This is a genomic window from Aeromonas sp. A04 (assembly GCF_047780465.1).
Taxonomy (GTDB): domain Bacteria; phylum Pseudomonadota; class Gammaproteobacteria; order Enterobacterales; family Aeromonadaceae; genus Aeromonas; species Aeromonas bestiarum.
Window position 1 is genome coordinate 1,104,815 of record NZ_JBLNHP010000001.1, and the last position, 13,232, is coordinate 1,118,046.

Annotated in this window: 14 protein-coding genes; 3 read left to right on the forward strand and 11 right to left on the reverse strand. The window is 62.1% G+C overall.

Features of this window, described 5'->3' with window-relative positions:
- Positions 1 to 38: 38 nt before the first annotated feature.
- The 9 genes from fliG to ACM3N8_RS05025 form a co-directional block, all read right to left on the reverse strand.
- The gene (gene fliG, locus ACM3N8_RS04985) at positions 39 to 1,100 is read right to left on the reverse strand and encodes a flagellar motor switch protein FliG (RefSeq protein WP_098984612.1); all 1,062 of its coding nucleotides are present in this window, start codon (positions 1,098 to 1,100) and stop codon (positions 39 to 41) included.
- Complete coding sequence (gene fliF / locus ACM3N8_RS04990; RefSeq protein WP_172955386.1) at positions 1,093 to 2,805, reverse strand: flagellar basal-body MS-ring/collar protein FliF; 1,713 nt, start codon at positions 2,803 to 2,805, stop codon at positions 1,093 to 1,095. Before fliF ends, fliG begins: the two co-directional genes overlap by 8 nt.
- A gap of 58 nt (positions 2,806 to 2,863) precedes the next feature.
- Complete coding sequence (gene fliE, locus ACM3N8_RS04995; protein WP_043134682.1) at positions 2,864 to 3,181, reverse strand: flagellar hook-basal body complex protein FliE; 318 nt, start codon at positions 3,179 to 3,181, stop codon at positions 2,864 to 2,866.
- A gap of 190 nt (positions 3,182 to 3,371) precedes the next feature.
- The gene (gene befA / locus ACM3N8_RS05000) at positions 3,372 to 4,151 is read right to left on the reverse strand and encodes a beta cell expansion factor BefA (protein WP_416015522.1); all 780 of its coding nucleotides are present in this window, start codon (positions 4,149 to 4,151) and stop codon (positions 3,372 to 3,374) included.
- A 177-nt stretch (positions 4,152 to 4,328) separates the two neighbouring features.
- On the reverse strand, positions 4,329 to 4,757 hold the full coding sequence (gene arsC, locus ACM3N8_RS05005) for a glutaredoxin-dependent arsenate reductase (RefSeq protein ID WP_274452345.1): 429 nt from the start codon (positions 4,755 to 4,757) through the stop codon (positions 4,329 to 4,331).
- A gap of 49 nt (positions 4,758 to 4,806) precedes the next feature.
- Positions 4,807 to 5,871 (reverse strand): ACR3 family arsenite efflux transporter, encoded by a 1,065-nt coding sequence (arsB, locus tag ACM3N8_RS05010; RefSeq protein ID WP_290017209.1) that lies wholly within the window; start codon positions 5,869 to 5,871, stop codon positions 4,807 to 4,809.
- A 122-nt stretch (positions 5,872 to 5,993) separates the two neighbouring features.
- Positions 5,994 to 7,760, reverse strand: a complete 1,767-nt coding sequence (arsA, locus tag ACM3N8_RS05015) for an arsenical pump-driving ATPase (RefSeq protein WP_416015524.1) — start codon at positions 7,758 to 7,760, stop codon at positions 5,994 to 5,996.
- Positions 7,761 to 7,820: 60 nt separating this feature from the next.
- A complete protein-coding gene (gene arsD / locus ACM3N8_RS05020) occupies positions 7,821 to 8,189 on the reverse strand; it encodes an arsenite efflux transporter metallochaperone ArsD (protein WP_103471264.1) in 369 nt (122 codons plus the stop codon).
- A 4-nt stretch (positions 8,190 to 8,193) separates the two neighbouring features.
- Entirely contained in the window at positions 8,194 to 8,562 is a 369-nt protein-coding gene (locus ACM3N8_RS05025; RefSeq protein WP_043555962.1) for an ArsR/SmtB family transcription factor, read from the reverse strand.
- A 258-nt stretch (positions 8,563 to 8,820) separates the two neighbouring features.
- Here ACM3N8_RS05025 and ACM3N8_RS05030 point away from each other — a divergent pair, with 258 nt between their 5' ends.
- Complete coding sequence (locus ACM3N8_RS05030; RefSeq protein ID WP_416015527.1) at positions 8,821 to 9,129, forward strand: DUF134 domain-containing protein; 309 nt, start codon at positions 8,821 to 8,823, stop codon at positions 9,127 to 9,129.
- A complete protein-coding gene (locus ACM3N8_RS05035; protein WP_416015529.1) occupies positions 9,126 to 9,653 on the forward strand; it encodes a NifB/NifX family molybdenum-iron cluster-binding protein in 528 nt (175 codons plus the stop codon). The genes ACM3N8_RS05030 and ACM3N8_RS05035 overlap by 4 nt, the downstream gene beginning before the upstream one ends.
- 93 nt (positions 9,654 to 9,746) lie before the next feature.
- Here ACM3N8_RS05035 and ACM3N8_RS05040 read toward each other — a convergent pair whose 3' ends face one another.
- On the reverse strand, positions 9,747 to 10,838 hold the full coding sequence (locus ACM3N8_RS05040; RefSeq protein ID WP_416015531.1) for an HD-GYP domain-containing protein: 1,092 nt from the start codon (positions 10,836 to 10,838) through the stop codon (positions 9,747 to 9,749).
- A gap of 280 nt (positions 10,839 to 11,118) precedes the next feature.
- On the opposite strand from ACM3N8_RS05040, the gene rimO reads away from it, so the two are divergent.
- The gene (gene rimO / locus ACM3N8_RS05045; protein WP_290017213.1) at positions 11,119 to 12,447 is read left to right on the forward strand and encodes a 30S ribosomal protein S12 methylthiotransferase RimO; all 1,329 of its coding nucleotides are present in this window, start codon (positions 11,119 to 11,121) and stop codon (positions 12,445 to 12,447) included.
- 118 nt (positions 12,448 to 12,565) lie between these two features.
- Here rimO and ACM3N8_RS05050 read toward each other — a convergent pair whose 3' ends face one another.
- On the reverse strand, positions 12,566 to 13,060 hold the full coding sequence (locus ACM3N8_RS05050) for a GNAT family N-acetyltransferase (protein ID WP_290017215.1): 495 nt from the start codon (positions 13,058 to 13,060) through the stop codon (positions 12,566 to 12,568).
- Positions 13,061 to 13,232: the final 172 nt, after the last annotated feature.

The window sequence follows — 13,232 nt, forward strand, 5'->3', positions numbered from 1 at the left end:
TGCGGCCCGGCGAAACGGTAGAATTGATGGTCCATGGTTTAGAGGAACTCCTCACCGCCACCGGCACCCAGCATGATCTCGCCAGCATCCGCCAGACGGCGGGCGATGGAGAGGATCTCTTTCTGGGCCGCTTCCACTTCGGAGACCCGAATCGGCCCCATGGCCTCCAGATCGTCCGCCAGCATCTCGGCGGCCCGCTTGGACATGTTCTTGAATACCTTCTCGCGCATCTGATCGTCCGAGCCCTTGAGCGCCCGTTGCAGCAGATCTCCCGGCACTTCCCGCAGCATGGTCTGGATGCCGCGATCGTCCACATCGATGAGGTTTTCGAACACGAACATCAAGTCCTGGATCTGCTGGCTCATCTCCTCGTCCGACTCGCGGATGGAGTCCATCAGCTGGCCTTCTATGTTGGTATCCAAGTAGTTCATGATGTTGGCCGCCGCCTTCAGGCCGCCCATCTTGGCTGCCTGGGCACCCGCCGCACCGGCGAACTGTTTCTCCATGATGTCGTTCAACTCTTGCAACGCCGCCGGTTGCACCTCTTCCAGGTTGGCGATCCGCATCACCAGATCCAGGCGCACCTGCTCCGGGAACTGGCTCAGGATCTCGGCGGACTGCTCCGGCTCCAGATAGGAGAGCACTATGGTCTGGATCTGCGGGTGTTCGTTCTGGATGATGCTGGCGACCTGGCGGGCATCCATCCACTTGAGGGAGTCGAGGCCACGGGCACCGGAACCCAGGATGATCTGATCCACCAGGTTGCTGGCCTTGTCTTCGCCAAGGGCGGCCACCAGCGCCTTGCGCACGAAGTCTTCGCTGCCGATACCGATGTTGGTGTATTTCTGGATATCGTCGATGAATTGACGGTGCACCGCCGCCACCCGGTCGTGACTGAAGTCCGACATGGAGGCCATGGACATGCCGAGCCGCTGCACCTGCTTGGGCTCGAGGTGGCGGAAGATCTGGGCGGCATCCTCTTCGTTGAGGCTCAGCATCAGCACAGCCGCCATCTCCATCCCGCTCATCTGGTCCAGGATCTGGCGCTGGCTGTCGGTAATGTCATTGCCGGTGACTTGGGTCTTACTTTCTTCAGGCATCTTTGTTCGTTACCCATTCTTTAATGACCTGTGCGGCCAGATCCGGTTCGTTCGCCACCAGCGCACGCACCGCCTTGAGCAAGTCCTCGTCACGGTGCAGATCCGGCAGTTTCAGATGGCCGTCACGTACCCCGAACACAGGCTCGGAATCGGCCTGAGCCGCCAGCAGACTGAGCTCGTCATCCCCACCCAGCACTATGCTGTTGTCCATATCCAGATCCCCTTCCGGACGTGCATCCGGGTAGAGCAGGCGTTTGAGCATGGGGCGCACCACTGTCACGATCAACACTATGATGACCAGCACAGAGGCGGCGATGCGCACCGCGCGCCAGAACCAGGGCTGCTCGTAGATGGGCGCTTCGGCCACGTTCTCAAGCTCTGGCCGGTTGAACGGGATGGCGACCACTTCCAGAGTATCACCGCGGGTCACGTCAAAGCCAAGCCCGCCGCTCAGCAAACGGCGCAGGGTATCGAGCTCTGGCTGGGTGCGCGCCTCGCGGGTCACCTTGCCGTCGGCGGCGGTGATTGATTTGTAATCCACCGCGACCGAGACCGTCATGCGGCGAATGCCGCCCATCTGACGCCGGATATGGCTGACTGTGGTATCCAGTTCGAAGTTGCGGGTCGCCTCCTTGCGGGAGCGGCCGGAGGCAGCGGCGCTGGCATCGGCATTGGGGCCGGTCGCCTGCTGGGGAATATTGGAGGCGGCGGGCGGCTGGTTGGAGAGGGCGCCGGGTACGCCGCCACTGCTACCATTGGCGCTGTTCTCTTCCAGGGTCATCTCGGAGCGCACGGCCGGCAAGTCCGGGTTGTAGGTCTTGCGAGTCTGTTCCTGCTGGGAGAAGTCGAGGGAGAGGTCGACCTCCGCCGTATAATTGTCGGCGCCGAGCACGGGGATCAGGATGGCGTCAATTTTTTGTTTGTACTCCACCTCCTGCTTCTGCTGCATCGCAAACTCCTTGCGAGTCTGGGCAGAGACGGGATCCTGGGAACCCGAGTTGAGCAGGCGGCCGTTCTGATCGGTCACAGTGACGCGGGTCGGCTCCAGGCCGTGCACGGCGGAGGCGACCATGTCGACGATGGAGTCCACTTCCCCCTGGCCGAGGGCGTTGCCCTTGAGGTTCAGCACCACAGTCGCGCTGGGCTTACGCTCGTTGCGGGCAAACACGTTGTCTTTCGGAATGGCCAGCAGCACCTGGGCCTTGGCCACATTCTGGAACTGCTCGATGGCGCTCGCCAGCTGACGCTCGCGGCTCAGCTTGAGGCGCTCCGTCTCCATGCGCTGGCTGACGCCGAAGCTGGAATCCTTGAGCAGGATGGACTCGCCATCGTTGCTGGCATCGGTATTGGTGGCGAGACCGGCACGGGTCAGGCGCAGGCGGATATCGGCATATTTTTCGGCGTTGACCAGCACGCTCTTGCCATCCACCTCATAGGGGATCTTCTGCTGATCCAGATAATCGAGGGTCGACACCAGCTCCTGGGTGCTGTAGGTGCCAAGCGGCCGCATGTCCGGCTCCTTGCCCCACAGCAGGATGAAAACGGCGATCGACAGGCAGATGGCCAGCCCCAGGATCAGGGTGATTTGCCGCAGCACATCCGTGTTGGACAGGAAGCCGAGTGCGGAGCTCTTCTGCTCATTCTCATCGAGGGCGGCGGAGCCCTCATCGTTCATCAGCAGTTCGCCGTTTTGGTCAGTAGCCACGATTTATGTCCTTATTGCTGACATGTTCATGATGCTCAGTCACCACGATTTACGATCCTTATACCGGCATGTTCATGATGGTCTTGTAGGCATCGACCATCTTGTTACGCACCTGCACAGTCGCCTCGAAGGCGATGGAAGATTTCTGGCCGGCGATCATCACCTCGGACAGGTCGATAGACTTGTCACCCATGTCGAAGCGAGTACGCAGATCGTTGGCGGCCCCTTGCAACTCGTTGACGTTGCCGAGGGCTTGCTGCAGCAACTGACCAAAGTCGGACGTGACCTGACGACCGGGCTGAGCCAGCGGTGTCGCCCCGGATTCCACCTTGAGTGCCTGCATCTCTTGCATCAGGCTGCTTGCACTAATTTCCATATTTCATCCCCAGACAAATCATTGACGCTGACAGCGAATAAGCAATTAGAGTGCCAATGCGCTCGAGGCGGGTGATGAGGGGCATGAAACGAACGCCAGGCAGCCGGTGTGAGGGCAAGATTTCAGCAAGGCGGAGCACAACGAACATGGCCCGCATAATGCGGGCCATGTTCGGGGGATGAGCGGCATCCTACTTTTTGGTCAGATCCTCGTCCACCCAGTATTTGGATCCCGAGATGTTGGCATCGAGCAGCAAGCCCTTCTCGCCGATCTGGTAGATGGCCATGCCGCCGTTGTATTTGGCTCTGAGCTCGGCGCTCTCCTTGCCCGCCACGGCCCCCACCTCCGAGGTGGCCTCCCAGCCCTGGGTCACGAAGGCGTCGAACCTGGCCTTGTCTTCAAACAGGATCACCTGCTGGTAGAACTTGCCGCCGAGCCCGGCCGCGAGCCCGGCGCCGAACATCTTCATGTAGGTGTGCTTGCCGCTGGTGCGATTGACCGCCACCCCGGCGCCCTGATTGGTGTGCAGCATCAGGGAGAACTTGCGCGAGTCGAACACCGCATAGCCATAGGCCTTGTCAAACAACAACTTGGCGGAAGGTTGCTGGTTGAACAGTCGCACCAGCGCGGTATCGGCCATGGTATCGAGGGCAAGCCGTGCCTCCTCGGCCGTCTTGGGCTCGAGCATCTCGTCGAGTTTCTTGTCGGCCACCACCAGCCACTCCTTGCCGGTCGCCATGCTCTTGTCGGTCCAGACCCCGGCGGTGTTGAACGCCTCCGAGCCCCACTGTGAGACGGATGCCCAGGTCGCCTTGGAGAAGTCGGTGACGCTCCGCCACGCCTCCTTGCTGGTGTCACTCACAGCACTCCCCAGGTCGGTCGCGGCCGCCTTCAGCTTCTCCCAATCGGCCAGACCGGGGGTCGACGCCAGTGCCAGCGTCGTTGCAATCACTAGGAATCGAATCTTCATGCTGTTCTCCACCATCTGTGATGAGTCGATGGTCACAGTAGCAGATTTGGACGACGCCGGATCGGGCTATGCTCACGGCGCGGTCAAGCAGTGACGCAGCCCCTGGCCGCCAGCGACACCCGAGCGCCTGTACACGAGGGCGCCTGGCGCCCTCGTGATCATTGCTCATGTCTGCGCTTATGACTTGAGGCGCTTGCCGCTCGCATCCACCACCTGCTCGCCATCCTCCTTGGCGAAGGCCCCTTTTTGCTGATCGGGCAGAATATCGAGCACCAGCTCCGACGGGCGGCACAGCCTGGTGCCAAGGGGCGTCACGACTATGGGGCGGTTGATAAGGATCGGATGGGCCAGCATGGCATCGATAAGCGCCTCATCGCTGAAGCTACCTTCCGCCAGCCCGAGCGCCTCGTAGGGGGGCACGTTCTTGCGCAGCAGCTCGCGCACCGGCATCCCCATGGCGGCAATCAGCGCCACCAGCTGGTCGCGGGAAGGCGGCGTCTCCAGATAGTGGATCACGGTGGGCTCGACGCCGCTGTTGCGAATAAGCGCCAGGGTGTTGCGGGAGGTACCACATTCCGGGTTGTGATAGATGGTGATTGCACTCATTTGCGTGTCTCTCATGGCTTAAGTGAATAAAAACATTGGATAAAAAGGGTTAGCGGCGCAGACCCGCCTCGTACCAGGGTTTGCTGGCGTTGACCACGCGCACCACCAGCAGCATGACAGGCACCTCGATCAACACGCCGACGACAGTGGCGAGCGCCGCGCCGGAGTGAAAGCCGAACAGGCTGATGGCGGCGGCCACCGCCAGCTCGAAGAAATTCGATGCCCCGATCAGCGCAGAGGGGCCGGCCACCGAGTGCTTCTCCCCCACCTTGCGGTTGAGCCAGTAGGCGAGTCCCGAGTTGAACAGCACCTGGATCAGGATCGGCACCGCCAGCAGGGCGATGACCAGCGGCTGCTCCATGATGGCGTTGCCCTGAAAGGCGAACAACAGCACCAGGGTGAGCAACAGGGCCGCCACCGACCAGGGCTGGATACGGGCCATGACACCATCGAAACTGGCCTGCCCCTTTTTCAGCAGCGCCTTGCGCAGCAACTGGGCGATGACCACAGGGATGACGATATAGAGCACCACAGAGGTGAGCAGGGTATCCCAGGGCACCACTATGCTGGAGACCCCGAGCAGCAGCGCCACCAGCGGGGCGAAGGCAAACACCATGATGAGGTCGTTCACCGCCACCTGCGACAGGGTGAAGTAGGGATCGCCGTTGGTGAGGCGACTCCAGACAAACACCATGGCGGTGCAGGGCGCCGCCGCCAGCAGGATCAGGCCCGCCACGTAGCTGTCGAGTTGATCCGCCGGCAGCCAGTCGGCAAACAGCACGCGGATGAAGAGCCAGCCGAGAAAGGCCATGGAGAAGGGCTTGACCAGCCAGTTGATGAAGAGGGTGACGCCTATCCCCTTCATATGGCCCTTCACCTGATGCAGGGCCCCAAAGTCGATCTTGAGCAGCATGGGGATGATCATCACCCAGATGAGCAGCCCCACCGGCAGGTTGACCCTGGCCACCTCCATGGCGCCGATCGCCTTGAACAGATCCGGCAATCCCTGCCCCAGACCAATGCCCACCAGAATACAGAGCAGCACCCAGGCGGTGAGATAACGTTCAAAAAAGCCGATGGCAGGGGCTGCCTTGGCATCACAGATTGCAGACATAAAAGCTCCCGATGCGGCGCAATCCCGCATCTTCTATTTGTTCAAAACAAGGTTCAAAACACGGGTTCATCACAAGTTGACGGCATATTCAAGCCGCCCCGGAAACGCACCGGGCCAGCGATTCAATGGTGCTGACAGAGGCGGCGCAGGGCGTCCGGCCCCACCGGCTCTTCGGCCAGCAGCGGCACCACAGCGTAGCGGCTGGCGTGCAGCTGTTCGACCGCCTCGATATGGGGCAACTGGCGCTCGGCCCGCAGTTGCAGCAAAGGCGAGCTGACCGCCTCCTGCTGCAAACTGTGGTTGATGAGCCAGCCCCAGGGCTCGATACCGGCGCGGCGCAAGTCGGCCTGCAGGTTGGCCGCCTCCTGCACCGGCGTGGGCTCGGGCAGGGTGACGATCAGCACCTTGGTCTGTTTGGGGTCCTGCAACTGCATCATGGGGGTGGTGAAGTGCAGCCCCTTGCTGCCCATCTGGCGAGCGATCTCTCTGTGATAGGCGCCGGTGGCATCGAGCAGCAGCAGGGTGTGGCCCGTGGGGGCGGTATCCATCACCACGAAGCGCTTGCCCGCCTCGCGTATGATGCGCGAGAAGGCCTGAAACACCGCGATCTCCTCGGTACAGGGGGAGCGCAGATCCTCCTCCAGCAACGCCCTCCCCTGCTCGTCCAGCGCCGCCCCCTTGGTGGCCAGTACCTGGGCACGGTAACGTTCGGTCTCGGCGTGGGGGTCGATGCGGCTCACCTCGAGATGGGGCAGGCTGCCTGCCAGCGTCTCGCTCAGGTGAGCGGCAGGATCCGAGGTGGTGAGGTGCACCGGCAGGCCGCGACTGGCCAGTTCCACCGCCACGGCCGCCGCCAAGGTGGTCTTGCCCACTCCCCCCTTGCCCATCAGCATGATGAGGCCGTGGCCATCGACGGCCAGATCGTCCACCAGCGTCCCCAGATCGGGTTGGGTCACACTGTCGTGAGGCTGGGCAACGGATACCTGACTCCCTTTGGATGCACAGGGTTGCAGCAACTGACGCAGGCTCTCAACGCCCACCAGATTGGTGGCAAGCAGCGGGATCGGATCCTGCGCCAGGGCCCTGAGGGCCAGCGGCATGGTAGAGAGGGCCTGCTGCTCACGCTGCCAGAGGGCCTGGGCCAGCCCATCACCGGCGATGGCAGACTCGGGGAAGAGGCCATTGATGACAAGCTGCTGATTCATGAGCCCGATGGCGGCCAGCTCCTCGTGGGTGCGGGCCACTTCCCGCAGGGTGGAACTTTGGGCGCGAGCCACCAGCACCAGCCGGGTGTGGGCTGCATCGGCCAACGCGGCGACCGCCTCGGCATACTGGCTGCGCTGTTTTTCCAGCCCCGCCAGCGGGCCAAGGCAGGAGGCATCCCCCTTGCCCTGCTCCAGAAATTCGCTCCAGGCCCCCGGCAGTTGCAGCAGGCGTATGGTGTGGCCTGTGGGCGCCGTATCGAACACTATATGGTCATACTCGGCCAGCAGCGCCGGATCGGTCAGCAGGGCGGTGAACTCGTCAAAGGCGGCAATCTCTGTGGTGCAGGCGCCGGAGAGCTGCTCCTCTATGCTGCGCACCACGCTCTCGGGCAACTTGCCGCGCACAGGCCCGACGATCCGCTCCCGATAGGCCCTGGCCGCCGCGGGGGGGTCTATCTCCAGCGCCGACAACCCCGGCACAGCCGCGATGGCGGTGATGTGATTGCCGATGGTGGTGGCAAACACCTGCCCCACGTTGGAGGCGGGATCCGTGCTCACCAGCAGCACCCGCTTGCCGGCATCGCACAGTGCCACGGCACTGGCGCAGGCCAGCGAGGTCTTGCCCACCCCGCCCTTGCCGGTGAAGAAGAGAAAGGGGGGCGGATCGGTCAGAAACTGAAACATGACGAACTCCTGTCGACAGAGTGGCGAGCCCGGCTGGGCAATCTGGGGTGACGCAGAGGATCAGCAGCAACCGCTGCCGGAGCAGCAATCACCCTTGACGATCCCCTTGATGGCCGCTTGCGGCGCGGGCAGACCCGCATAGCGGGCCAGCTCGCTGCGGCTCGGATAGCGGCCGGTCAGCACCACCTGCCCCTCCACCAGCACCAGCGGCAGCCCCTCCTCCCCAGCATGGGTCAGAAAGGCGCTGACGGCCGGTGTCTCGGCAAACTGCATCGGCTGCTGCGCCAGATTGAAGCGCTCGATGGCAACCCCCTGCTCCTTGGCCCAGGCAAGGTCGGCGGCAAAGGTGACCAGCGCCTGCTCGACCTGGGTACCGCAGACACCGCTGGAGCAGCAGAGAGCGGGATCAAAAATCTGAATGGCTGACATGGCATTACTCCTTGTTGCAGCAGGGCTGCGTGGGCAGAACATGGGGAGAGCAGGCGGACTCGGCGCGCATCATGCCGCACGCCTCTGGGTGGCCGGCGCAGCACTCCTCGGTGAGATAACCGATCAGGTCCAGCATCAGGGGAATGTTGGCGCGGTAGCGCAGAAAACGCCCCTCCTGCGCCACCGACAGCAGGCCGGCATTGAGCATGGCCTTGAGGTGAAACGACAGGGTATTGGGGGCGACATCGAGCTCGCTGGCCAGTTCGCCGGCGACCCGCCCATCCAGCCCCGCCTTCACCAGCAGCCGCCACACATCCAGCCGAATGCCGGAGGCGAGCGATTCAAACACCTTGGTGGCCGTCTCTTTATTCATGCTGTTCACCTTTGTTCTCAGACTCATGATTTCAACTATACAAGAACTATTGAAATGATCAAGTCGCAAGCAAGGATCCACGATGAGTCACCCCTTGCCAACCGGCATCGCCAAGCCTCATCACATCAGGGCAATTCGCTGGCGCCGCTCGTGCTGCGCGTTCGGATCAGCCGATCATGCATCCGAATCACATCTTCCCTTAACTGGCATATGCTAATTACCATGGAGATATATGGCATATGCCAATCAGGAGCCCCCATGCCCAGACCCAAGATTGCCCGCCAGATCTGTGGCCGCCCCGCCAACAGCTGCTTCAAACCCAATGGCCGCCCCATGCACCAGCTGGAGCAGATCACCCTGGCCGCCGACGAGTTCGAGGCGCTGCGGCTGGTGGATCTGGAAGGCATGCAGCAGCAACAGGCCGCCCTGGTGATGGGCGTCTCCCGCCAGACCCTGGCCAACATACTGAAAAAAGCGCGCTACAAGGTGGTGGACTGCCTGAGCCAGGGCAAGGCCCTGCTGATGCAGGCCGGCGACCCCGACCCCCATGGAGAAGAGTTTCAATGAATCAAGCAGATAACCAGACAAGCAACAGCGCCGTCATGCTGAGCCAGGGCCGGCTGGCCGCTCACTTCACTCGCGCCGAACAGCTGCAAATAATGAGCCCGGAGGGCGCCGTGCTCGCCACCCTGCCCAACCCGGCGGCTGGCGAGGGCTGCAGCGGCAAGCAGGCGCTGCTGGCGGCGCTCAAGGCCCACCGGGTTAGCCGGGTGCTGGTGCGCAACCTAGGTGAACGCATGCTGGGACGCCTGCTCGCCAGCGGCCTGCAAGTGATGCAGTGTCGCTCAGCGCGCTTGCCGTGGCCGCAACTGCTGGCATCGAGCAACCTGCTGCCACTGACCCAGATCAGTCAGGGCCGCCCATCCCGGCGCCATGCCCATGCATCCACCATTCACGCCATCAAACCCCTCGGCCACGCCGATGCAGACGAGCCTGGCCGCCATGCTTGTCAGGGGGGCTGCTGCCACGGCGAAGGGAAATCCGGGTGTCACCAGGGCAAGGAGGAAGGCGCACGCCACGCCTGCTGCTAGTCCCTGCCCAGACAGGCGAAGAGTGCCGTGACCGGCTTGGCATGCGGATCGGGCGGGAGGCCAGGCGTGAGCAAGGGAGTGCGCGAAGCAGCCCTAGCGGGTGGCGAGATCCCGATACTGCAGATGGATGGCGTGAAACGCCTCCTTGTTGCGAAGCGCGGCCTCCACGCAGACGGGATCAAACTGGCTGCCGGCATGCTCCTCCAGATAGGCAAACGCCCTGTCAAACGGCCAGGCCTGCTTGTAGGGGCGCTCGCTGGTGAGGGCATCGAACACATCCGCCACCGCAACGATGCGAGCCTCCAGCGCTATGGCCTCCCCCGCCAGCCCCTCCGGGTAACCTTGACCGTCGAAGCGTTCATGGTGGTAGGCGATGATGTTCTTCAACATGTCGGTGTGATGGATGCCGTCGAGGCCAAATTCACTGATCATCAGCGCAATCATCTCCCGCCCCTTGCCGGGGTGGATCTTCATGATCTCGAACTCTTCCGGCGTCAGCTTGCCCGGTTTGAGCAAGATGGCGTCCGGCACAGCAATCTTGCCGATGTCGTGCAGCTCGGAGAAGAGGTAGATAAACTCCACCTCCTCGTCGCTCAGCGCATGGCGCATCGCCACTGAGCTGGCGATCAGCCGGGAGTAAGCCGACATGCGGCGCAGATGGTTGGCTGTCTCCTCATCCCGGTAACGGCTGAACTCCCGCGCCGTGGTAAGCGCCCCGCTCAGGGTTTGAATGGAGAAAAATTCCACCGCTATGATGGCCGCCAGCATCTGGGCATAGGCTGCCAGTTCGCTGCGAATGGGCTCATTGAAGTAGCCGGGCTCCATCGCATCGCAAAACAGAAAGCCAAACAGCCTGCTGTTGAACAACAGCGGCTCGGTATAGCTGGAGGCATATCCCGCTTCCAGCAGTTTGCGGCTGTGCTCCGAGCTCGACCCCAGCAGAGAGTCAAGGCTGTCGAGCACGCGGGGTTGCTGATGTTCGGCCAGATAGCGCAGGGAGGGCACCTCGCTCAGCTTGACCTCGTACTGCACCAGGGGGGATTGCCCCTCAGTGCTGTGGGCAAAGGTCTGGAGCCGATCCGTGTGCTGGTCATAGATAGCGATGGCCACCCGGCTCAACTTGTCAAAGCGCTGCCTGAGCGTGGCGTGCACATTCTGCATTTTCTCGCCAAATGAGCTATCCATCCCCTTCTCCCTACTGGTGTGTCTGCAGCTAGTATAGTGACGCCCATTTGCGGGTTTCCGTCTCGTTAACTGAAAGCTCAACAAGATGTGAGCGGGTCGACGGTTCAGCCTGCCCCTGGGAGATACCCCCAAAGGGGCGATGTGACTGGGGTCACACCCGCACAATCTTGCCCCGCCAGAGATATTGTTCGGTTCTGCCATGCTGGCTGTATAGTTTTTGGTTAGCCATTCCGGTAAAATCCGCGCCCTTATAAGAGAGCCACCTAAGAGTGATTGAGCGATGTCCAACACAAAACAGGCCCCCAAAGTAGGATTCGTCTCCTTGGGTTGCCCCAAAAATCTGGTCGATTCTGAGCGCATCCTGACCCAGCTGCGTACCGAAGGGTACGATGTGGTGCCCAGCTATGACGATGCGGAGCTGGTGGTGGTCAACACCTGCGGCTTCATCGACAGCGCGGTACAGGAATCCCTGGAAGCGATCGGCGAAGCCCTGGCCGAGAACGGCAAGGTGATAGTCACCGGCTGCCTTGGCGCCAAAGAGAACCAGATCCGCGAGATCCACCCCAAGGTGCTCGAGATCACAGGCCCCCACGCCTATGAAGAGGTGCTGGGTCACGTCCACAAATACGTGGCCAAGCCGACCCACAACCCCTTCACCAGCCTGGTGCCGGCCCACGGCGTCAAGCTGACCCCGCGCCACTACGCCTATCTGAAGATCTCCGAAGGCTGCAACCACCGCTGCACCTTCTGCATCATCCCCTCCATGCGCGGGGATCTGGTGAGCCGCCCCATCGGCGAGGTGCTGGCGGAAGCCAAGCGCCTGAAAGAGGCCGGCGTCAAAGAGATACTGGTGATCTCCCAGGACACCTCCGCCTACGGCGTGGACGTCAAGCACCGCACCGGTTTCTATGACGGCATGCCGGTCAAGACCAGCATGGTGGCCCTGTGCGAAGAGCTGGCCAAGCTCGACATCTGGGTGCGCCTGCACTACGTCTACCCCTACCCGCACGTGGATGACGTCATACCGCTGATGCGCGATGGCAAGGTGCTGCCCTACCTCGACATACCGCTGCAACACGCCAGCCCGCGCATTCTGAAGCTGATGAAGCGCCCCGGTACCGTCGAACGCACCCTGGAGCGCATCTTGAAGTGGCGCGAGATCTGCCCCGAGATCACCCTGCGTTCCACCTTCATCGTCGGCTTCCCCGGCGAGACCGAAGAAGAGTTCCAGATGCTGCTGGACTTCATCGACAAGGCGGAGCTGGATCGCGTCGGCTGCTTCAAATACAGCCCGGTCGAGGGTGCCAAGGCCAACGAACTGCCGGATCCTGTGCCGGAAGACATCCAGGAAGAGCGCTTCCAGCGCTTCATGGAGCTGCAGCAGCAGGTCTCCGTCCGCAAGCTGGCCCGCAAGGTCGGCAAGGAGATGACTGTGCTGATCGACGAAGTGGACGAAGAGGGTGCCACCGGTCGCTCCTTCGCCGATGCCCCCGAGATCGACGGTCTGGTCTACCTGAACGGTGAAACCGGCCTCAAACCCGGCGATCTGGTCAAGGTCCGCATCGATGAAGCCGACGAATACGACCTCTGGGCCAGCCTGATAGGCTAAGTCCGCAGTCCATGACGGCACCTGCCCGGCAGGCGCCAATAAAAAAGCCAGTCAGTGACCCTGACTGGCTTTTTTTATTGATCGCACAAGATGGTTATGCGCGCTGCTGCGCCTGGCGTCACCGGGTCAGCGCTTCTGACGAGGGCCAGATGCCGGTATCCGCTACCATCACCAGGACATGAAGGCCTTTATAATGGACCTCCTCAAGGGCCTTGAAACCATGACGGCAATAAACGCCACCGCTCAGGCTCTCGGTTTGCAAGTACAGCTTGCTGATCCCCGCACTGCGAGCGCGGCTGAGGATCTCTGTTACCAGCAAGGAGGCGACCCCCTGCCCACGCGCTTTTTCAACCACATATACCCCACCCAACCAATATTCGTACTCGGGAAACATCGCCATTTCGCGGATCTTGAGCTCGGCAGCCCCCACCCATTCACCGGCCAGGCGGGCCAGTACCATCAGCGGAGCCCGGTCGACCTGGGTGGCCGCCGTGACCTTGGCCAGCACCTGCTCTTGAGTGCAGCGACCACTGTCGCGGCACCATTCGTCAAAATACCATGAGGCAACCACGCCTGCGGCAGATGGCGCATCCGCCAGTAACAACAACTCCATAAAGCCTCTTTTGCATATGACCCCTGACCGGCTGGGGAAGGATGAACACCGCAAGGCGAAACCCAGGGTCGCGCCAGCGGACGGCGGCCGAGGCGGCAGCGAGTCTCCAGGACTCGCCTGCCCCAGACCAGGTTATCGAATGGATATCATAACCAGCCGGGGAGTGGAAGGC